The 19,514-nt window shown below is 57.9% G+C and carries 18 protein-coding genes and 1 tRNA gene; 5 read left to right on the top strand and 14 right to left on the bottom strand.

The features are described from left to right. Window position 1 precedes the first annotated feature (1 nt). Window positions 2-77, top strand: a tRNA-Lys gene (locus tag H598_RS0112145). Between the two features lie 1,019 nt (window positions 78-1,096). Here the strand turns inward: H598_RS0112145 and H598_RS0112140 are convergent. From H598_RS0112140 to H598_RS0112105, 8 genes are all read right to left on the bottom strand, one after another. Then, a complete protein-coding gene (locus H598_RS0112140; RefSeq protein ID WP_035415854.1) occupies window positions 1,097-2,062 on the bottom strand; it encodes a hypothetical protein in 966 nt (321 codons plus the stop codon). 32 nt (window positions 2,063-2,094) lie between these two features. Further along, entirely contained in the window at window positions 2,095-3,321 is a 1,227-nt protein-coding gene (locus tag H598_RS0112135) for a BamA/TamA family outer membrane protein (protein ID WP_211227292.1), read from the bottom strand. Window positions 3,322-3,556: 235 nt separating this feature from the next. Next, window positions 3,557-4,081: a DUF4136 domain-containing protein gene (locus tag H598_RS0112130; protein ID WP_028113257.1), complete on the bottom strand. Its 525-nt coding sequence runs from the start codon at window positions 4,079-4,081 to the stop codon at window positions 3,557-3,559. A gap of 56 nt (window positions 4,082-4,137) precedes the next feature. Next, window positions 4,138-4,473 carry a DUF3135 domain-containing protein gene (locus tag H598_RS25585; protein WP_051252693.1) on the bottom strand — a complete coding sequence of 112 codons (336 nt, stop codon included), beginning with the start codon at window positions 4,471-4,473 and terminating at the stop codon, window positions 4,138-4,140. Between the two features lie 216 nt (window positions 4,474-4,689). Then, the gene (locus H598_RS0112120) at window positions 4,690-5,946 is read right to left on the bottom strand and encodes an HD-GYP domain-containing protein (protein WP_028113256.1); all 1,257 of its coding nucleotides are present in this window, start codon (window positions 5,944-5,946) and stop codon (window positions 4,690-4,692) included. Window positions 5,947-6,001: 55 nt separating this feature from the next. Then, window positions 6,002-6,427: a DUF2057 family protein gene (locus H598_RS0112115; RefSeq protein WP_028113255.1), complete on the bottom strand. Its 426-nt coding sequence runs from the start codon at window positions 6,425-6,427 to the stop codon at window positions 6,002-6,004. Window positions 6,428-6,551: 124 nt separating this feature from the next. Continuing rightward, entirely contained in the window at window positions 6,552-7,922 is a 1,371-nt protein-coding gene (locus H598_RS0112110; protein ID WP_028113254.1) for an ATP-binding protein, read from the bottom strand. Next, complete coding sequence (locus H598_RS0112105) at window positions 7,922-8,596, bottom strand: response regulator (RefSeq protein ID WP_028113253.1); 675 nt, start codon at window positions 8,594-8,596, stop codon at window positions 7,922-7,924. Before H598_RS0112105 ends, H598_RS0112110 begins: the two co-directional genes overlap by 1 nt. A gap of 296 nt (window positions 8,597-8,892) precedes the next feature. Here H598_RS0112105 and H598_RS0112100 point away from each other — a divergent pair, with 296 nt between their 5' ends. Next, on the top strand, window positions 8,893-9,189 hold the full coding sequence (locus tag H598_RS0112100; protein WP_028113252.1) for a YebG family protein: 297 nt from the start codon (window positions 8,893-8,895) through the stop codon (window positions 9,187-9,189). Between the two features lie 159 nt (window positions 9,190-9,348). Here the strand turns inward: H598_RS0112100 and H598_RS0112095 are convergent, their stop codons facing one another. The 5 genes from H598_RS0112095 to H598_RS0112080 all read right to left on the bottom strand — a co-directional run bounded on the left by H598_RS0112095 (window position 9,349) and on the right by H598_RS0112080 (window position 15,944). Beyond that, window positions 9,349-9,678 (bottom strand): hypothetical protein, encoded by a 330-nt coding sequence (locus H598_RS0112095; protein WP_028113251.1) that lies wholly within the window; start codon window positions 9,676-9,678, stop codon window positions 9,349-9,351. Between the two features lie 123 nt (window positions 9,679-9,801). Continuing rightward, on the bottom strand, window positions 9,802-9,981 hold the full coding sequence (locus tag H598_RS0112090) for a hypothetical protein (protein WP_028113250.1): 180 nt from the start codon (window positions 9,979-9,981) through the stop codon (window positions 9,802-9,804). Between the two features lie 29 nt (window positions 9,982-10,010). Then, on the bottom strand, window positions 10,011-10,157 hold the full coding sequence (locus H598_RS26515; protein WP_156897019.1) for a hypothetical protein: 147 nt from the start codon (window positions 10,155-10,157) through the stop codon (window positions 10,011-10,013). Then, the gene (tamB, locus tag H598_RS0112085; RefSeq protein ID WP_028113249.1) at window positions 10,150-13,923 is read right to left on the bottom strand and encodes an autotransporter assembly complex protein TamB; all 3,774 of its coding nucleotides are present in this window, start codon (window positions 13,921-13,923) and stop codon (window positions 10,150-10,152) included. Before tamB ends, H598_RS26515 begins: the two co-directional genes overlap by 8 nt. Next, on the bottom strand, window positions 13,920-15,944 hold the full coding sequence (locus H598_RS0112080) for an autotransporter assembly complex protein TamA (RefSeq protein ID WP_051252692.1): 2,025 nt from the start codon (window positions 15,942-15,944) through the stop codon (window positions 13,920-13,922). Before H598_RS0112080 ends, tamB begins: the two co-directional genes overlap by 4 nt. Before the next feature lie 333 nt (window positions 15,945-16,277). Here H598_RS0112080 and H598_RS0112075 point away from each other — a divergent pair, with 333 nt between their 5' ends. Further along, entirely contained in the window at window positions 16,278-17,297 is a 1,020-nt protein-coding gene (locus tag H598_RS0112075) for an isoaspartyl peptidase/L-asparaginase family protein (protein WP_028113247.1), read from the top strand. Between the two features lie 33 nt (window positions 17,298-17,330). Here H598_RS0112075 and H598_RS0112070 read toward each other — a convergent pair whose 3' ends face one another. After that, the gene (locus H598_RS0112070) at window positions 17,331-17,696 is read right to left on the bottom strand and encodes a YybH family protein (RefSeq protein WP_028113246.1); all 366 of its coding nucleotides are present in this window, start codon (window positions 17,694-17,696) and stop codon (window positions 17,331-17,333) included. 111 nt (window positions 17,697-17,807) lie between these two features. Between H598_RS0112070 and H598_RS0112065 the strand changes: the two genes are divergently transcribed. Together H598_RS0112065 and H598_RS0112060 are read left to right on the top strand one after the other, a co-directional pair. Then, a complete protein-coding gene (locus tag H598_RS0112065; protein ID WP_035415853.1) occupies window positions 17,808-18,653 on the top strand; it encodes a LysR family transcriptional regulator in 846 nt (281 codons plus the stop codon). A 397-nt stretch (window positions 18,654-19,050) separates the two neighbouring features. Continuing rightward, window positions 19,051-19,467, top strand: coding sequence for a CBS domain-containing protein (locus H598_RS0112060; RefSeq protein ID WP_028113244.1), 417 nt, complete (start codon window positions 19,051-19,053; stop codon window positions 19,465-19,467). Window positions 19,468-19,514 lie beyond the last annotated feature (47 nt).

The raw sequence follows: 19,514 nt of genomic DNA, 5'->3' as shown, positions 1-19,514 counted from the left end.
TGGGTCGTTAGCTCAGCTGGTAGAGCAGTTGGCTTTTAACCAATTGGTCGAAGGTTCGAATCCTTCACGACCCACCATTTTCTTTGAAATACTCCCTCTTAGGCCATTTGGCTGCTGCCGTGGTAGCGTACTCCTTTGTGACGTTGAATTCGGTACTGGCCGAGCATGCTTGGCCATGTTGTTGATGACTCTCCCTGTTTTAAATCTGTTGGCACCCTAGTCGTTGTGCGTCTGGCTGTTGAACACCGCAATTAAGCGGTCTGTGCGTCGCTTGTTTGGCTTGGTTGATTGAGGGCGGTGTCTGGGCCGCTCAGTGGCATGACGGCACAATAAAGGGCGCACAGGCGCCCAGATGCCGATTAGAAGTGCACGTGCAGGCAGTGTCCGCTGACACCGGAAGTAATCACCTGCTGGTTACTTTAGGTAGGTGAAATCCGAACGATGCTGTTTCACCGTTCCCCATCGAATCTCTAAGTCAAATCGGGTGGCATTCTCGAACAGGTGGCGCAGTGTTTCTTTCGCCTCTCGCTAGACGAAGAGAGGAGAGTAGGCACAGCTAAATGAGGGTGGCTTCTTGGACTGCCGTTCGACATCAGAGGCGTAGCAAGCCCTTTTGATTACTGGCCGTAAAACTCACTTCAGTGCTTCACTTTCTGTTTTTTGAGTAGATGGTCCACCCCCATACATTCAGGCCATTTATCACTATGGCGATGTCACTGGGTGACTCGCTCAGTTGGTTGTATCTGGTTTGATTCGAAAAGGCTGGATCGAGACGGATAGGCTGTTTCGTTGCCAGGACAGCTCAAATCAGCCCAGTGTCTCGACGAGAGAATCCAAAGGGCAACGATTTGGCCGAGTTTAGTGGTTAGCGATGAGGCTTGTCCTTGTCGGGGTGCCGTTTGTCGTACCTCGACCAACTCCAAATAATCACTGCCGCTACTGTCGCCGAGGCCAGGATGGGGAGCAGGTTATCTATTGAAATAGTATACATTTGCCAATCTCTGCGTCGTCAAAAATACTGCCTTCAGTATACCGCGACGGTTGATTTTTGCACGGCAGCAAGGGGGGCTGTTATGTTTAGGTGCCTAAGTGCCAATCAGAAGCGGCGGCCGACACCGACGATCAGGTGTTGCCAATTGAGAAAGCCGTACTCCGCATACAGGTTCCAGTTGTTGCCGTGGCCGAAGTCGTAGTTGAGGCTGATGGCCAGGTTTTCAGTTTCCTCCTTGGCCAGATCCAGGTCAAAGCGCACCTCTTCCATGATCGGTGCCAACTGCGGCACTCCGGCAAAGTTGTAGGAGCCGCTGACCCGCTGATTGACGTTCTGATGGTTATAGGCCAGGAACCAGGCCAGTTTATTGCCGCCGACGTCGTAACGTTGTCCCAGCCTCAGGGAGGCGATGCGGGTTTTGATGACGCTGTCGGTGGTGTTGGTGTTGGCCTTGACCAGCGCACCCACGCCCATGACCACGAATGGATGCCACCCCTCGACTAAGTCTACCTGGCCGGCCAGGACGGTACCCAGGCCATAGTTGGTGGCGGTGTAATCAATGGGGATAGGCAGCACAATGCCGTCGGGGACGTTGGGCAGGCCCTCGACATTGTCCAGTTTGGCTCGAATGTCCTTGCTGCCTTCGGTGTGGCCAAACAGGGCGTACACATTCCAGAAAGGCAGAATCCAGGCATCAATCTTCAACTGTACGCTGCGATCTTCACCGCTGATGCTGACGTCCTCGGCGGGAATGCGGTAGCTGTTGAAATTGCCGTCCGGTTGACAGCCTTTGAGGGTACAGCCGCCGAGCAGTCCGCCATCCACCTGGACTGAGAAATCGTCTTTGGCAATGTAGTCGGCGTTGATCTGATTGAAGAACAAGCTGACCCCAATGGGGGAGGGCAACTCGTGTCCCCTGGCTTTGGCTTGCTCACCCAGCAGTGGCAACCGACTCCAGTGCGCCGGCGTCAGTTGTTGGTCGACGGTGGTCGCCAGTGGTTGTTCGGCGTAGGCCGTCGGCAACTGAATCAATAGAGTCAGGGCGGTTAAGTAGCGGAATGTGGCTGTCATGATGGCTCTTTATGGAAGACGGCGAATACGCCTTAAAAGGCTTCGGTGAAGTTGAAATAGAAGCCGGTGTCGTTGTCACTGACACCGAGATCCACCCGTACATTCATTCTCGGCTGCAGTTCGTACCGATAGCCGATGCCATAGCTGTACAGGGTGTCTTGATACAGGTCGCTAGTATGGTGGGCAATTGAGCCCAGGCCAGCCCACAGCACCATGCCATGGTTGGTCAGTGACCCATCGCGATAACGAAAGGTATGCCGGTACTCGGTGGTGTGCTCGACGGTATTGTTATCCCGGTACCGCCCCAGATAAATGCCTCTCATGGATCGCATTCCCCCCAATTGGGGCAGGGCGTAGTAGGGGACATCGCCCCCGGACCACTGCAGCGCATTGTAGAAGGCCAGTACTCTGCCCTTGGCCAAAGGCCAATAGTAGCGGTAATCCAGCAGTCCTTTTTCAAATTCAAGGTCGCTGCCAAGGCCGTCTCGATAAGCAAGCAGCTCCAGGTTCAAATACTGGCCCCGCCAGGCATTCACGGCCACATCGCGGCTGTCGTATTGCAACGTGGCACCGATGCCCACCGACAATGGCTGCTGATAGTAGCTCTGGAAATTGTCGTCCTCCCAGGCGGACGCTGGAATGCTCTGTTCATCCGGCCGGTAGTAGTGGAGGGCGAACGCCGGTCCCAGGTACAGATCGTCGGCGATTTTATAGCTGAGATTGGCGCGATAATCCAGGTTAGTGGCCTTCATCAGAGTCTGGTCGCTGGCGTCCTGACGTTCGCCTGCCTGATAGCCGACGCCCCAGAAGTGGCTGCTTTGCACTCCGGCTCGCAGTTCCCCAGTGAATCGAATGCGGTTGTGATCAAAGAACAGGTTCTGCTTGGAGCGCACCGCAAAGCCGGTGTCGCCTTCGCCCTGATTCACCAGGAAAAAGGCACCGACGCTGGAGCGTTGTAACTCAGGCGTCAAACGGTCGGTGCTGAAGGAGTAAAGGCCGCCGATGGCCAGCAAGGTACCCAGTTCGGGGGTGTAGGCGGGCCCACCGACCAGCGACAGCATCGACAGTCCTTGGTGTTCGATGTAGCGCTTACGCTGCTGCTGCAAATGGGTCAGTTGTTGTTCCAGTTGACGTCGCTCGTCGTTGAGGTCAGAAGCGTTGTCCAGGCGCCGCTCCAGTGCCTCGATATTAGCGTCCAGTTGTGCCAACCCCTGTTCGGCGGCTTCGGTGCTGGGCTGCAATTCGGACAGTGACGGCATGGTGAGATCACCGGCGGTCGCGCAATAGCCATATAGCCCGCCAATAAGTACAAACCCTTTTATTTTCAATTTGGTACCCGAAGGCGATCGGCGCCGGCTGGTCTGATGATGCTTGGCCGGGCGGTAAAGCCGGAAGCGTGCTCAGAGGGTGAATGCTGTTATCAGCCGGCAAGGATAGGGGCAGGGTGCTGAATCGGATCTGAACCACCGGGCAGTGACCACTGCCCGGATAGCATTATTGTGGGGTGAGCTGAGGCAATGAGGCGAACATTCGCTGCAGGGTTTCGTCGGTTTTTTGCTGGCGCTTTTCGGCACTGTCCCTGCTGTTGATCTTGTAGCGATCAATGCTGCGCCATACCTGCTTCTGGTCGTGGTACATGTCGATGCGAAATTGCTGGTAGTCGGCCACCGGATCCGAGACTGGCACCGATACCGAACCGCCGATGCTGCTGCTGCCACTGCTGCGGCCACCGCCAATGCCAATGGAGAAGTTACTGTCATTGGCTTCGGTTTGTTGCCACAGCGTCAGCTGCAGCTTGATGGTGCTGTTCGGTTCCACCGTCCAGCCTTGCTGAGTCAGTATCCGTTTCAGGGCATCGTCGGCCCGGCGGGCGTTCAGTGGGTCGTTGTTGTGCTGACTGGGCAACAGGCTGACCTGCTGTACGGCGGCGAAGTTGAATTCAGGATCATAATCGACGTCACTGCGACTGCCGGCACAGCCGACCAGTACCAAGGCTAAGCAGAGGGGGATGAGTTTCACTGGACGCTCCTTGATGCCATTCTTTCCTTGTTGATAGCGCGACTTAACCCTTAGTGTCAATGGTTTGCCGCCGAGTTTCGAGGCGGGCCGGGTCGAAACGGGGTCACGCTGGCTTGCCGATGTCTGAGGGCATCAGGGTTCTGAAAGGCGGTATTCAGCAGCGCCAGCTTGTCGTGCATCATGCTGGACAGCTGCACCATGCTCTGGCATGGACTGCTGGCACGGGCGATGGTGACGTCGATGCGATGTTGCAGGGCTCTGAGCTGGGGTTGGTTGCTGGCGTTGGCGGTGGCAATGGTGTGTTCGATGGCGCGGGTCCGCAACGCTTCCAGGGCCTGGGGCTCCTCTTTTGCCATGCGCATCATTTCGTCAAAACTGGGTAGTGTGGTCATGCCTTACCTCCTGCCACCGTGTCACGCCGTTTGCCGCGGCGCCCGACTGTCGCTCAGTGAGGGGGCATCGCGTTTGCGACTCTCAGCAGTAAATATTGACCCTGATCACAGTTTGGTCAAATGAGAAAGGGAATGAAATTGAGCATCTTGCCGTAGGAAAATGGGAAGGTGGCCGCGACCGGCTGGCGGGCCGGTCGCGGCGAAAAGCCTGGGCGATTAGGCCTGGCGGGTGTCGTAGAAGTAGGACATCCGTTCTTTAGGACTCAGGTACTGAAACGCTTCCGGTGTCAGCGCCGATGCCAGGATGGAACGCTCAATGGTCAGACCCTGGGTGTCGATGGCGATGGCGGCGGCTTCTTGGCGAGGTACCGCCGGGTCGTACACCAGCACCGAGGGGTACAGTAGCTTGTGGGAGTTCACCGACGTCACCAGGCCAAACTGGCCGCTGGAGAGCTGAACCACGCTGCCCGGAGGGTAGACCCCCATCATCTTGATGAACTGCTGAACGTAGTGGTTGTTGAGCTTGGTCTTAAAGGCCTTGTACAGCAGCCCCAATACGGTGCCTGGGGGACGGGTTTTGCTCTTGTCCCGGGGGTGGCACAGGTCGTCGTAGGTGTTGACCACGGCAATCAGCTGGGCCAGTGGCTCAATGTCTTTCTCTTTCAGCCCTTTTGGGTAACCTGAGCCATCGAGAAATTCATGGTGCTGGCCAATCATGGCGGTGATGGCCCGGGGCAGGTGCTTCTGGTTGCGCAGTAACTCCTGACCTAATGTCGTATGACGCTGAAGCTCAAGCAGCTCGGTGCGGGTGGGTTGCTTCTTCATGGTCAGGGATTTGGGTTGCAGCAGTTTGCCGCAGTCGTGCAGCATGGCACCCTGACCCACCAAGATGACCTCCTCCTCGGTCATTCCCACCTGCTTGGCCAGCATCATCGCCAACACGGTGACGTTGAGGTAGTGGTAGTTGGGATCATCGGGGCGGATGTCGTCGTTCATCAGGTGCAGCGTCACCTGGCTGCCGCCGCTGAGGCTGGCGGCCATCTGTTTTACCAGCTTGGAGCACTGTCCAAGGGCATCCATTGGCTTGAGGGTCAGCTTGTTGTTGATGGCCCGCAACTGGGTCAGTGAGTCGGCGTATTCGCGCTCGTGTTTCTTGAACTCTTTGCGAAACTGCTTCAGCTCTTCGATGCCTTGCTGCTTCTGCTGTTGCATCTGCTGATTGATCTTATCCAGATCGGCTTTGGACTCGGCCAGGTCCGGCAGGGCTGGCGAGCTTAATACCTGAGTGTCGCTGCGTTTCACATCGACCAGAACATGGGACAGGTTGAGTTTCTTCAGAAGTAGGATCTGCTGCGGACTCTTGAGCTTGAAGCTGTTGAACATAAAAGGGTGTTCGCGCCAGGAGATCGGGAGTCGAATGTAGTTGCCAACCTGCAACTGGTCGACGGATACTTTTCTGATAGAACTGCTCATAAATGCCGGTAACTGATTCTGTTACCGGCATTTTCTCGCAATCGATTTGGACTGTCTAGAACTGATTGCCCGCAGGCTGCAGTTGGTTAAACAATTCGGTATGGGATTTCAGTGAATGGTTTACCGTCTGGCGGGACTGATCCTGAAGCGTAAACTGTGGCTGGTTGGCCAGCATCTTGCCTTCTTTGGCGGTCGATGGGCTCGGGGCATTCAGGTAGTAATCGCCGCTGCCTTTGGCGACAAATTGCAGCTGGTGCAGTTCTGAGCGAATAAAGGCATGGCTGTCGGCATCGGGTTCAAACAGCACATCGTAACGAACGGTGATCTGTTGTGGGCCCTTGGTCAGGGTGATGGTATCGACGTAGGCCGGTACCGGCTTGCCGTTGATGGCGATCACTCGAACGTTATCGCCCAGGTGCAGCGTCTCTGCAGACAACGACAGAGAAAGAGTGGTGGCTGCAATTAACAGGAGTGCTTTCATCTCATTTTCCTCATTCTTTACCGGATTCTTAGAAACAGACCGGCAAAGTTCGTGATCGAGTTCACAATAAAATGAGTTTAGCGTAAAAAAACATCGCCCGGCGTGGTGCCGGGCAATGATGGGGCTAGCGGGAGGGCTCGAAATCGAGGCGAATCTGGGCGCCCCGCAGTTCGGAGTCATCGATGGTCATGGTGCCCTTGTAGCTCAATACGATGTCGTGCACCACCGCCAGGCCGATGCCCTGGCCGGGGTTGCGGCGGTCGGCGCGGACACCGCGTTCCAGTACTGATTGCCGCATTTCCGGTTCGATACCGGGACCATCGTCTTCTATGGCCATGCACAGTCCGCCATCCACGCCGATCCAGGCGCGAATTCGAACGGTGCTGATGGCAAAGCGGTAGGCGTTTTCCAGCAGGTTACCCAGCATCTCCATCAAATCGTCCTGATTGCCGGGGAAGCGGGCCAGGCGGTCAATCTGTAGCTCAACCCGAATCCGTTTCTCCTGGTAGACCTTGCCTAGCATATTGGTCAGCTGTTCCACTGTCGGCAGGATCTCGGCCTGTTCCCGGGTCAGGCCCTGGCGACCGACCACCGCCCGTCGAAGTTGGTATTGAATGATCTGGTCCATCTGCCCCAGTTGCGACAGTATCTCCTGCTGACGGCCGCTCTCGCTCAGGTTGCGATCTTCCATAATGGCATTGGTGGCGGCCAAGCGGGTTTTTAGGCTGTGAGCCAGATCCTTCATGGCGTGCTGATAGGTCTGGCGTTGGTGCTTCTCCTGATCTATCAGTTCATTGAGTGCCTGGGTGACTTCGGTTAGCTCCACCGGATAGTCGGACGACAGCTGCTCATTATCGCCTTTTAGAATCCCCTTTACCTCCTGAGACAACCGCCGCAACGGTCGTAGCCCCCAGAAACCGGCCCCCACCAGCAACAGCCCGGACAGGGGAATAAACAGGCCAACGCGGAAATAGGTCTTGCGCGTGCTCTCGGCCAGTTTCCTCTGAATGCGCTCGGCATCCCTGAGTACCAGCAGGTCATAGGATTTTTGGTTAATGCTCACCGGCACCTTGACGATGGAGTACATGCGGTCATCGGCCAGGGTCATCAGGTAGGGCGGAGTGTTGCTCTTTGCTTCCTGTCGGACGCGGTTGCAGGTGTCTTGCAGGCTGCGCTTTCTGGCTTCTTCCGATGAGGTGTAGTGATCACGCAGGCCGTTAACGCAGGTGATCAGCAGGTAATCGCTTTTGTGAGGAATGGACTGGTAGTCCTCGATGGGGTTGATGCTCTGCGGCAACATCCCCTCCAGCCGTAATTCGGCGGCAATCATTGGCAGCCGAGCGATGATGTCGTTGGTTTGGTCGACGTAAAAGTCCTGCACTTTCTGCTGATTGATCACCTCGGCCAGCGCCCAGGAGGCGAGGGCGATGATGGCCAGTGAGGTCATCATCAGTCGACGCTGTAGCCGCGGACGCTTGGAGAACAGCGCCTTCATTAGCCGCATACCAGATTAAAGCGGTAGCCTTGCCCTCGAATGGTGACGATGGGGTTGTCCAGGCCGCCTAGGCTCAGCTTCTTCCTCAGCCTAGAGATCATGACCTCGATGGTATTGGGATCCCCCTCTTTATCCTGATACAGGATGTCCAGCAGTCTCTGCTTGGAGATTACCTGTTGATGGTGGCGCATCAGGTATTCGAGAATCTGGTACTCGAATGCGGTCAGTTCCAGTTCGTCGCCGCCCATGGTGGCTTGCTTGGCCCCCATGTCCAGAGACAGGTGCTCACACTCGATCACCGGTTTGACAAAACCGGCGCTGCGGCGCACCAAGGCGTTGAGTCGGGCGATCAACTCCTCAACCTGAAACGGTTTGACCAGGTAGTCATCGGCACCGGCGTTAAGCCCGGCCACCTTGTCTTTCCAGTGATCACGAGCAGTCAGGATCAGAATCGGCTGACGGAAGTCGTTGTCTCTCAGGTGCTGAATCAGGTCGATGCCGTCCTGATCGGGCAGCCCCAGATCCACCACCGCGATGTCGACCGGGTAGTTTTCTGCCAGGTAGCGTCCCTCGCCGGCGGTTTCGGAAGCCATGACCTGATTGCCCATTTCGGTCAGGCGAACCTTAAGGTGATGGCGTAACAGGGCATCGTCTTCAATAACCAGTATTTTCATGTTGTCCTCAAATCGGCGATAAGGGCTCGGCGTGCTCACAATGTTAGGGTGAAAGCATAGTGCTGAAGCTCTGAATCTTTCCTGAACAATACCACATGCATTGAAAACTAGCATAAATACTGAGGCTTAGGTCACGTGAGTTGAACTCAGAGGCTCGTTGTACGCTGTCGGGTTGCAGTTTTGACTGGCGATAACCGCCTTTTTTTGATGACCATCAAATCGAACCCTATAAAGCCTGTATTTATATACAGCATTTAGGTAGACTGGCGCAAAGTTAATCGATCGGGGGAGCCGAAATGGCAGTCATCGTAAAATACGTAGTTGAGCGGGATGGAGAAGAGAAAATGACCTTTGCCAGCAAAGCTGAGGCGGATGCTTATGACAAAATGTTGGACATTGCCGATGAGCTGGAAGGGGTGCTGCGGGCCAGTGGCCTGATAGAGGATGACGGCGTCAGTGAAGGCCTGGCGTTGTACCTGGCGGAGCAGAAAGAGGCGGTGATGCAGGCGCTAAAGGGCAAGAAGAAAGCCCCGCCAGCGGCCAAAGCTCCCGCCAAGAAAGCGGGCAAGGCGCCAGCCGAAAAAGCCGCCTGATCCCCAGGCATAAAAAAACCGGCTCAATCGAGCCGGCTTGCAAGAATAGGTTGCAGGAAAATAATGATGATTACTTGGTTAGCACTGTCTGTGCGATAACCCAGTGTCGTCATTTTACCATGAGCACCGATGAGGCCCTGCTACCTCATTGGAGGTAAATTAGCCCTGAAAACGCCGCTTCAAGGCGCCAGCAGCCCAGGCGATCAGCAGATTACACAGCATGACACTGCCAAGGATGATCGCCATTCGAATCCAAGGTTGATCGAAAGACAGCCGCATCGAAATCAGCCTGTAGGCGGTGGGTAACCACACAAACAAAGTGCCCGCCACCAGCCCCAGCTGCAGCAGAGTCACAGTGATGGCACGCTTACTGAACAGCAACAGTGGCGCGGCGGTGATTAGCACCGCGGCGATGGCATTGCCATAGCGAAGAAAGTGGGCACCCATGACGAGGTAGGCCAGGGCAAGCAGAGTGATTCTCCACCACATAGAGTCTCCTTAAAGTCCCTCGAAAGCCGCTGTGATTCAGCCGGCTAGGGCATGGGTCAATGATGGTCAGTATTGTCTTACGTTTTAGACCTGCATTTCTGCGAGCGGAGTCATACTCCGGTCTCAGTTTCCTACCACTTTGGAGATAATCTTATTGCCTTCAATCGCTTGCGTTTCTTTGTCCGTGTGCCTTTGCGGGGCGCACTTCGGGCTGGGGCGAAATATCAGGTGCGATAGCCAGGCGGTCAGCGGGATGGTCAGGACGATGCCGACACCGCCGGCCAGGGAGGTGTCATCTTCCATTGTTTCCTGAGGAGGCTTGAACCGGTGCCTTAAGTCGCCAATGCACTGTTGTGGTGATAGCGGGGTACCAGAATGAAGTTGACCACAATCTTGATCCTCATCCGCGGCGTATCCAGTCCCTTGGCGCTGCCGTAGACCGAGCGCCAGAACCACCGAATACTGGTTCGGTTATTCAATGTCGAAACTGTAATAGATATCGAGAGAGTCTTTTAGTGTGTTATTGATCCCCTCAATCCACAACCGATTCTGCAAATAGTAGCGAATGGTTACTTCGGTGATGGGCTCAAATATATTGACCCCATATTTTAAGAATATCTTTTCGCCAATGTAGCCACTGATCGCCACCTGAGCTTCGTCGCCATCGCCTTCGGTGCCGACATTGACGTTGGAAAATCCTAACTCTTCGCCAATGGTGGTTAGCATGCCGCCGGTCTGGGCCAGCCCCAGGTTCACCGCTGCCGAGGCCCACAGGGCGTTGCCACCGTCGGTGCTGCTCAAGCCGCGGCCTTGGGTGATGTAGGACAGAATCTCCTGTTGCTCCATGGTTGGGTTGGAGAACAGGGTCATCTGCGGGGCATTAACGGCGCCGCCGAGGCGAATGCCGGCCACGACGTTTTCGGATTTGATCTCTCGGATGGCTTCTACGTCCAGCGTTGGCAGGGTCGGCGGGCCGTTAAAGATGACCTTGCCCCGTCGAATGGTCAGTCGCTGGCCAAAGGCGGCAAAGCGTCCATCCAGCAGGTTGATGTCACCAAAGAGTTGCGGTGTCTGGCTGGCTTTCTGGCGCAGGGTCAACTGGCCCCCGAGCCGACCATTGACTCCCATGCCGGAGACGGTCACTTCATCGCCGATGTTCAGTTGCAGATCCATGGCGAAGGGAGCCGGTGGCTCCGATTCGGTATCGGCGCGAAGATCCACAAACTCCACATCATCCGAGACCGCCACACCGCCCTCCGGCAGCTGTGCCAGAGTCAGGGTGGCCTTGGGAATGTCGATGCGGCCGGTAACCGACATCGCTTGTTGGGTCTTGGTCAGGCGCAGCGACGGCGAGGCTTCGGCGATCAGCATCGGTGGCTTGAGTACGTCGAGACGATCGCCGTCGAGGTTGATGTCCAGTTCCAGCTGTTCCTTGGACCAGTCCAGCCAGCCATGGGCTTGGGCCGGCCCATCACCGATATAGAGTTCGCTGCTAAGGTTGGCGCGCTGGCCATCCAGTGTCAGGGCAATGTCGATATCGTGCAGTTCGGTCGGGTTGACGGCGCTGGTCAGCAGCCCCTGTTTCAACTGAAGCTGTCCGTTGAGCAGCGGCGTGTCCAGATCCCCCTCCAGACGGATGTCGGCGCTGAGGATGCCGTGCAGTTCGGCCACCTTCGGCAGTGCCTTGGCCAGCGGGGTCAGGTCGAAGTTGTTCAGCCGTGCAAACCCCTGCATCGAATAGGGTGCTTCAGGCGCCAGTGTGATGTCAGAGCGGACCAACGGCCGGTCACTGTCCAGCGCCAGTTTCAGGTTCAGCCCCTGTTGAGACAGGTCTCCATCCAGATTCAGCCGTTGCCACGGCAGGTGAACCGGTGTGCGGCGGCTGTCACTCTGGACCACCATTTCGCCCTGTTCACTGCGCAGGTAGGCGCGGACTTTCGGCAGTTGTCCCGGCAGCCAGGTGGTGTGAATGTCGGCGTCGATGTCGGCGTTGAGCTTCATCTCGGCCGGCAGCAGCGGCGCAATGGCGGTGGGCAGGCTGGCCTTGAGGGTCAGTTCGGCGGCGCCACTGGTGCCCACGTTGGCGGGAATCGGCAGACACAAGCTGGCGGCCGGCCCCTGCCAGCAGTGTTCGCTGACCACGAAGGCCTGGCTGGCGAACGAGAAGGTCAGCGGTGCCGCCTGTTGTTGTTGCCATGGGCCGACCGGGGTGGTCAGTCTGGCGTCGGTTAGGGTGCCCTGCCACCAGGTAAAGTTCGGATCCAGTACCCCGGACAAGGTCAGGGCGCCCCCCCAGGGCGTATCGGCGTCGCCGTCGAGATCGGCGCTCAGCTGCTGCTGGGTCTTGTTGCCTTCTGAGCGGGCGTTGAGGCTGTCAAAGCCGAACTGGGCCAGAGTCAGTTCGCTGGCATTCAGTTGCAGGCGGTATTGGTGATTGCGCAGTGGATAGTAGTCGCCGTCGAGCCTGGCAGTGCCCACCTGGTAATGGTCATAGGCCAGGTCGGTGGTGTGCAGTTGCAGTTGCACCTGCGGGTCGTCGTGGTCTCCCCGTACCTGTATCAGGGCCTTGGCGCTGCCCTGGGCCTGTGGTAGCCAGCGGGACGCGTCAGCCAGTGTCAGTTGCCCATTCAGGTCCCAGTGTTGCTGGCTGTTGCTGTTGAGCGTCAACTCGGTGTCATTCAGGGTCAGGTTGAGATCCGTGGCATTGACTCGCCACAGGTGATCCAGACTGGCATCGCCGCGCACCGTCAGCGGTTGCTGCTGATAGGAGCCGCTGATATCGGCGTTGGCAACGGCCACTTTCCAATCGTGCTGTTGCCAGTGCCCTTGGGTACTGAGGCGGCCATCAATGACCAACGGCACCTGTGGCAACAGTTGCGCCAGGTTCAGTTGCTCACTGCTCAGCTGTGCTTGCCAGCTGAGTCGATCCTGGTAGTTGAGAGTGCCGCTGGCGCTGGCATTGCCTTGTTCGCTGGTGAGCGCTGCCTGATTCAGGGTCAGCATGCCTGGCTGGTGCTCAAGCTCGGTACGAAATTGGAACTCGGGGTAGCTCAGGGCCTGCCCCTGCCCGGCGGCGCTGAGGCGCTGTTGCTGCAGGCTGCCCTGGCTGGACAGGGTCAGCTTATGTAACTGGTACTGGGGCTCCGTGCCAAAGGGCCAGCTGAGTCGCTCGGCATTGAGCTTAACCTGGTAGTCCAATTGTGGTGATTTCAGCATCAGCGAGCCGCTCAGTTGCCCCTGTTGCTGGCCGTGCAACTGAGCATCGAGATTCAGCTCGCCCAGGCTGCCGCTGACCTTGGCGTCCAACTGTTGGCCGTCGAGCCCCGGGGTCCACGGCAGTTGCTTCAGGGTGCCTTCGGCCTCGGCGTCGATGGGCCAGTTGCCAACAAAATCCAGGCTGCCGCTGAGTTCGATGTCGGCCCAGTTATGCTGCCCTTGAAGCTGATGCACCTGCAACAGGGTATCGGCCCATTGGGCGTCGAATTCCACCGTTTCAATCCGGTGTTGCATGTCGGCGACGGTCACCAGTGCCCGGCTCAGGTTGACCGAGTGGGCGGTAATGGGAAACGGCAGGCTGACTCTGGGCAGGTGGGCCATGGCCCACTGTTGTTCCGGCGTTGCGTCGTCCGGCGTCGGCGTCTGGGCCGGTGCCGCCTCGTCGACCGTCTCGGCAGCGTCGCCGCTGGGAATATACACCGCAATCTGGGTGGCATTGAGGCGGTTTACCCGCAGAACGTCTGGGGTGAAACGGGCCGAACCCGATAGCTGGCCGACGGCAAAGTGCATGTCGTCCACCCGCACCCGCACTCGGTTCAACTCGATCAGCTGGGCGGCAATGGTAAAGGGCAGAGAGAACCCCGACTCGGTGGTGTCTTGGGGTGGCGCGGCCTCGGGTGCTTCATCACCGCCGCCAAGGGCATCGATGTCGATGTCGACCTGGACGCCGTTGGCGTTGAGGCGGTCGCTGCACAGGGTGCGATTGAACAGGCAACGGGGGCGCCAGTCCAGTGACAGGCTGTCCACCTGCACCGCCAGGCCGTCGATGGCGTCGAAGCGCACGTCGCTGAGGTGCAGGTTGCGGTTTATCTGGCCATTGATGCGGCCAATGGACAACCCTGGCACCACAGCGTCGGCGATCGCCGCCACCAGCTGAGCCCCCGGGGTGGTGGCCACCAACAGCGCCAGTAGGATCAGGATAATGATCGGCGTGGCCAGCAGGCCGCTGAGCAATCGGCGCCAGTTCACAAGTCGGCTCCAATGGTCAGGTGCAGGCGAAACGGCGGCTTGTCTTCACTGATGCCATAGCCGAAGTCTGCCTTAATGGGGCCGACCGGTGACAGCCAGTGCAGGCCGACGCCGACGGAATACACCGGTTCAAAGTCGTTGGTATTGAAGGCGTTACCGCCGTCGACAAAGGTGGCCAGACGCCAGCTGTCGTTGACGTAGTACTGATATTCCAGGCTGCCCACCAGCAGGTAGCGGCCGCCGACCACCGCTTGTTGTGGGGTGCCATTGTTGTCGATGATGGTTTTGGTGGGACCCTGAGATTGATAGGAGAAGCCTCGAATGCTGGTATCACCACCGGCGAAAAATCGCATCGACGGCGGCACTTGCTCCAGGTCGGCGTTGTCCACTTTGGTCAGGCCACCATCAAAGCGCAGCACAAACCGGTGTTGATCCCAGGGGGTGTCGACCCATTTGAACTGCCCCTTAATCTGGGTCAGGCGCACGTCTGAGCCGAGGCTGGTATCGGCGTGTTCCACGGTGTAGATCTGACGGAATCCGCGGCGTGGATCCAATGGGCTGCCCCATCGCTTGGTCTTGGACCAGCTGATGCCGGGCAGCAACAGCTGCGATTCCAGGTTATCACCGTCAAATTGCCACTGTTCCTGCAGTCCTCTGAGGTAGTAGTTGCGTAGCCAGCCGTCATCCATTCGGGTTTGTCGAGCTACCCTCAGGCCATATTGGTCACTCTCCAGGTTGCCGAACTTGTCTCTCTCGATGAGGGCGCTGAAGATCAACTGATCGTCCATGGGGTGATCCAAGGGGATGCGGTAGTTGAAGTTCATCTGCGGGTTTTTTGACAACTCGATGGAGAGCTCCTGGCTGTGTCCGGCTCGGTTGATCTTGGGGGTGCGCCAGGTGGTGGTGGCCCGGGGACCGGTATCCGTGGTGTAACCCACCCCCAGGTCCACGGTATGGCGAGACGCCGGTGTCAGTTGAATGTCCACCGGGACACGATAATCCTGAGACTGGTCCGTTTGCGGCAGTACTCGAACATCTCGAAAATAGCCTGCGGACAGCAGGTTACTGTTAAGGCGGGCGACGGCGGCGCTGGAGTAGGGATCGCCGGGCTCAAATGGCACCATGGCGTCGAGCAGCTGGGGCTCCAAATCAAACTCGGAAAAGCTGACTTCCCCCAGTTGATAGCGGGTTCCGCTGTCGTACACCAGCAGCAGGTCGGCCAGGTTGTTGTCCCGATCGACCTCCAGCTTGGCTACGGCAAATTTGGCGTCGAAATAACCCCGTATCAACCCCTCGGACAGCAGGCTGTTCTTCAGTGACTGGTAGCGACCATGGTGCAGGACCTGGCCCGGTTTTATGCTGGCGTTGTTGACCAGCTGGTTCATCATCGGGTCGTTGCTGGCATCCCCTTCCAGCCAGATCATCACGTGACGGTAGGTCACCGGGTCACCCGCCTTGACCGTAATGTTGATGGGCCAGCGGTCGGCACTGCGATCCACGTCGATGTCGATGTCGGCATTGTAATAGCCCAGTGCCGACAGCGCCTCTTCCACTCGCTCCTGAAGCGTAAAGGCGAAGGCGTTACGCTCGGCCCGGGTGGTGGGCAGCGGCGACAGATAGAGTTCGATGTTCTTGTACAGAGCGCCTTGAACGCCGGAGATGACGAGGCTGACGCTGGGGCCTTGTTCTTGCTCACGCTCTTTAAGCAACCGGTATTTGCGCTTACGTTTTTTCGGCTCTGCAGCCTGATTGCTGGCGGATTCTTCCTCGACTTCGGGTTCCGTTTCCTGTTGAGTGCCAGTGTCGGTTTCAATCTCAGTTTCAGCTTCGTTGGCTGGGGCCCGCGCCTCTGATTCAGGAGCCGGCGGACTGGCTTCAGTAGGGGGCGCTTCGGAGGTTGGCTGGGCAGGAGCTGGCTCGCTGTCCACGGCCCAGGACAATGACGCCAGCGCCCCGGTGTCAGCCTTCGCTTCGGGGGGCAGGCTGATGGCGATGGACAACAGCAAAGGCGCCAGAATCACCCGGTTACCTCATGGGATGAAAAACGGACGCATTGTATGGGGCGACAAGTCATGATTGGGTGCGGATCAACCGGTTCTACGGAATACATAAAAGATAGCGTTTGCGGCTCACTAATGGCTAAAAATCAGAAAATTAACTCAACACTGAGCCGACAAAAGCCATGATACCCGTATTGGGCCAATGGGCGCCAGTGGCAAACGCCGTCGATGCTTGCGTTGCCGTCAGTTTGTGGTTAGGGCATGGCTATTGCACTCGTTGCGTGGGGATCGGTTGTCGATGCACTGGCATGTTAAGGTAGGGGTTTTTAGGGCAATGCCGGGGTTGAGTAAGGGATGAAAACACTAACCAGAATCATAACATTGACAGCCGCTGTCAGTTGGGGCGCCTTGGCGGGCCAGCCCATTGCCATCGCCATTCATGGCGGGGCAGGGACCATCAATCCGGACAGGATGTCGGCTGAGACCGAGCGCCAGGTGCGGGAAAAGCTGGCGGAGGCGGTGTCGGCCGGTCATGCATTGCTCGAGCAGGGCAGCAGCAGCCTGGATGCGGTGCAGCGCGCGGTGCAGGTTCTCGAAGCCAGCCCATTGTTCAACGCCGGTGTGGGCGCGGTGTATACCTATGAGGGAGCGCACGAACTGGATGCTTCTATCATGGATGGCCGAACCCTGGAAGCGGGCGCCGTGGCCGGCGTACGCCAGGTCAAGAGCCCGATTGAATTGGCGCGCCGGGTGATGACCGATTCGCCCCACGTCATGCTTTCCGGCGCCGGTGCGGTGGAGTTTGCCCTGGAGCAGGGGCTGGAGTTGGTGCCCAATCACTATTTTGATACTCAGGGCCGTTACCAGGGGTTGCTGCGGGCCAAAGAGAAGATCATGGATAACCAGCGCCACACCAAAGACTACAAAGCGGCAGTCGATCGGCTCGATGACCGCTATAAGTACGGCACCGTCGGCGCGGTCGCGCTGGATCAGCAAGGCAACCTGGCGGCGGCCACCTCCACCGGCGGCATGACCGCCAAGCGCTGGGGCCGCATCGGCGACTCGCCAGTGATTGGCGCCGGTACCTACGCCGACAACCGCAGTTGTGCGGTGTCTGCCACTGGCCATGGCGAGTATTTTATTCGCTACAACGTCGCCGCCGACATCTGTGCCCGGGTCAAGTATCAGGGGGTCAGCATCGATACGGCGTCGCGAACGGTGATCGATGAGGTGCTGTTGCCAGCCGGAGGAACCGGTGGCGTGATCGTGATGGACACCAAGGGCAACATCGCCATGCCCTACAACACCGGTGGCATGTATCGCGCCAGCGTCGGCACCGACGGCCAGGTGTCGGTGAAGATCTGGGACGAATAACCGTGGAGGCCGGTGATACACCGGCCTCACTTTTTAGGCCAGGGCTTCGAAGTCGTCTTCGCGCAGCCGTGCCTTTCCGTCGCTACCCAGCACCCACAGTTCACGGTGAATCACCCCTTTGGCGTTATTCATGTTCCAGCCAGAGGTGAGTAGGGCGCTGTTTTCATCCACCTGGGTCAACTGAGGCTCGATGTACTCCACCTCGGCAAAGCCGTCGGCGATCAGTTGGCGCCAGAACCCTTCGATGGCGTCGCGCCCTTCGAAGGTGCCGAAGGGGCGGGCGTGCATTATCGCATCCGGTTCATACTGGGCGGCACAGCCTGCGGCGTCGCCGCGGTTAAAAGCGGCCTTCCATCGCTCACTGGCCTGTTTCACGGCATCAATCACATCATGGCTCATCGGGTGTTCCTCATCGGTTTCAACTGAGGCCAGAATAGGATGACAATTAAGTTTGAAAAACAGGGCAAAAGAGAACATATTGTTTAATTAAATTAAACAAAGGCGGTGGCAATGGATCACTTGCGACAGATGATGCTGTTTCGCACCCTGGTGGACAAAGGCTCCTTCACTTCGGCCTCTGAGGCATTGGGGCTGTCCAAATCGGTGCTCAGCCAGCACCTGAAATCTCTGGAGGGGGCCCTGGGCACCCAGTTGCTGCAACGCACCACCCGCTCCCAGGTGCTCACCCCCACCGGCCGGGAGTTCTACCGCCAATGTTGTGACATCGGTGACAGGGTGTCTCTGGCCTGGGATCGGGCCAGGGAGAGCAGCGGTACCCTGGCGGGCCCCATTCGCATCAGTCTGCCCCACGCCCTGATGGAGCCCGTTGCTGCGGCATTGGCCGCTTTGGTGATCGCCCATCCCGCCATTGAACCCGAGCTGGTGACCGAGGACACGCAAGTCGACCTGGTGTCTGAAGGGGTGGATCTGGCCATCCGGGTCGGCAAGATGCCCAGCAGCAGTCTGAAGCAGAGGCGCATCGGCCAGTTTCGCGAAACTCTGGCAATGGCCCAGGGCTGCGTGCGTCAGGATCACTATGTGGCCAACGGTTGGGAGGCCAGTCAGGTGGTATGTCACCTGGTAGGCCCTAAAGGAGAGCACAAGCAACTGTGCTTTACCCCCAGCGTGCGCGCCAAGGATCTGCCCAGTGTCCTGGCCCTGGCGAGCGCCGGACTTGGGGTTGCCCGGGTGCCCACCTTTCTGATGCAGCGACAAGCCAGTTTGATTCCCCTGCTGCCGGGCTACACCACCGAGCCTGTGGGCGTGTTCGCGGTGCACGGCTATCAACAGCCGCCTGCTCTGGTGCGGGCGGTGACCGAGGCGGTTGCGGCGAAGCTCAATGCGGGCAGTAGTTAGCTTAAGTGTCTGCTGCGAATCAACCAGCAAGGTCGCTCGGCGCTGAAAACGCCGGCTAGGGTGTTTCTTGGTATGAAGGGGGCCATCATTCTCTCCCAGTCGTTGCGGCTTGTGCCGTGCGTTGTTATTGGATGGCCAAAGGTAACAATCGCGTTAACGGCCTCAATGCGAATGGGTGTGTCAACGCACAGTGGCGCCGTTGGGTTTTTGAGGAATGTGATCGAAGTGGCGGGTTTGGACCCTGCCCGAGCAAGGCTCGATATCAGTTGGGAAGAGCCTCCTGAGCCGTCGGCAATCTAATCGTACATTCAGATTGGGCGAATCTTTTTTCTCCCTGAGGCAAAACCCGCATGTAAGCGCTATGGTTACAGAAAGTCACCACACTCAAGGGGATATGATGGAATCGGTCAAAGTGAAAGATTACATGGAACGGCATCCGGTCTGGCTGACACCGGAGATGTCACTGTCGGTAGCGGTGGACACGTTGCTGGAGGCGCGTCAGCCCGGCGCCCCTGTGGTGGACGGCAACCACAAATTGGTGGGGTTTGTGTCTGAACAGGACTGCCTGTCGGTGCTGTTGAAAAGCAGTTACCACTGCGACATTACTGCCACGGTAGCCGATTGCATGCGTGATGAGGTGCTGTCGGTGAGCCCGGAAGATTCGGTACTGGGGCTGGCGGAAATCATGTTGGGTCAAAAGCCGAAAATCTATCCTGTCGTCGACGAGGGTAAGGTGGTGGGCATCATTGATCGTTCCCGAGTGCTGACCGCCATCAGCGGCCACCTGAAATCCTGCTTCAGGAACGCCGTATAATTCAAATGCCGGCTGTCCAGGCAGCCGGCGTATCAGGTTAGTCACCT

Origin of the sequence: Ferrimonas kyonanensis DSM 18153 (assembly GCF_000425405.1) — a bacterium.
In the GTDB taxonomy this organism is placed as follows: domain Bacteria; phylum Pseudomonadota; class Gammaproteobacteria; order Enterobacterales; family Shewanellaceae; genus Ferrimonas; species Ferrimonas kyonanensis.
Note: the sequence above shows the minus strand (reverse complement) of the source record. Positions and strands in the feature narration are given on the sequence as shown.

What these genes read in the sequence shown, in the direction of transcription:
- H598_RS0112070 (WP_028113246.1), bottom strand. Translation starts at nt 17,696, where the DNA reads ATGAGCCATGATGTGATTGATGCCGTGAAACAGGCCAGTGAGCGATGG.
- H598_RS0112115 (WP_028113255.1), bottom strand. Translation starts at nt 6,427, where the DNA reads ATGAAAGCACTCCTGTTAATTGCAGCCACCACTCTTTCTCTGTCGTTG.
- H598_RS0112105 (WP_028113253.1), bottom strand. Translation starts at nt 8,596, where the DNA reads ATGAAAATACTGGTTATTGAAGACGATGCCCTGTTACGCCATCACCTT.
- H598_RS0112100 (WP_028113252.1), top strand. Translation starts at nt 8,893, where the DNA reads ATGGCAGTCATCGTAAAATACGTAGTTGAGCGGGATGGAGAAGAGAAA.
- H598_RS0112090 (WP_028113250.1), bottom strand. Translation starts at nt 9,981, where the DNA reads ATGGAAGATGACACCTCCCTGGCCGGCGGTGTCGGCATCGTCCTGACC.
- H598_RS0112110 (WP_028113254.1), bottom strand. Translation starts at nt 7,922, where the DNA reads ATGAAGGCGCTGTTCTCCAAGCGTCCGCGGCTACAGCGTCGACTGATG.
- H598_RS0112075 (WP_028113247.1), top strand. Translation starts at nt 16,278, where the DNA reads ATGAAAACACTAACCAGAATCATAACATTGACAGCCGCTGTCAGTTGG.
- H598_RS25585 (WP_051252693.1), bottom strand. Translation starts at nt 4,473, where the DNA reads ATGACCACACTACCCAGTTTTGACGAAATGATGCGCATGGCAAAAGAG.
- H598_RS0112135 (WP_211227292.1), bottom strand. Translation starts at nt 3,321, where the DNA reads ATGCCGTCACTGTCCGAATTGCAGCCCAGCACCGAAGCCGCCGAACAG.
- H598_RS0112060 (WP_028113244.1), top strand. Translation starts at nt 19,051, where the DNA reads ATGGAATCGGTCAAAGTGAAAGATTACATGGAACGGCATCCGGTCTGG.
- H598_RS0112095 (WP_028113251.1), bottom strand. Translation starts at nt 9,678, where the DNA reads ATGTGGTGGAGAATCACTCTGCTTGCCCTGGCCTACCTCGTCATGGGT.
- H598_RS0112120 (WP_028113256.1), bottom strand. Translation starts at nt 5,946, where the DNA reads ATGAGCAGTTCTATCAGAAAAGTATCCGTCGACCAGTTGCAGGTTGGC.
- H598_RS0112065 (WP_035415853.1), top strand. Translation starts at nt 17,808, where the DNA reads ATGGATCACTTGCGACAGATGATGCTGTTTCGCACCCTGGTGGACAAA.
- H598_RS0112140 (WP_035415854.1), bottom strand. Translation starts at nt 2,062, where the DNA reads ATGACAGCCACATTCCGCTACTTAACCGCCCTGACTCTATTGATTCAG.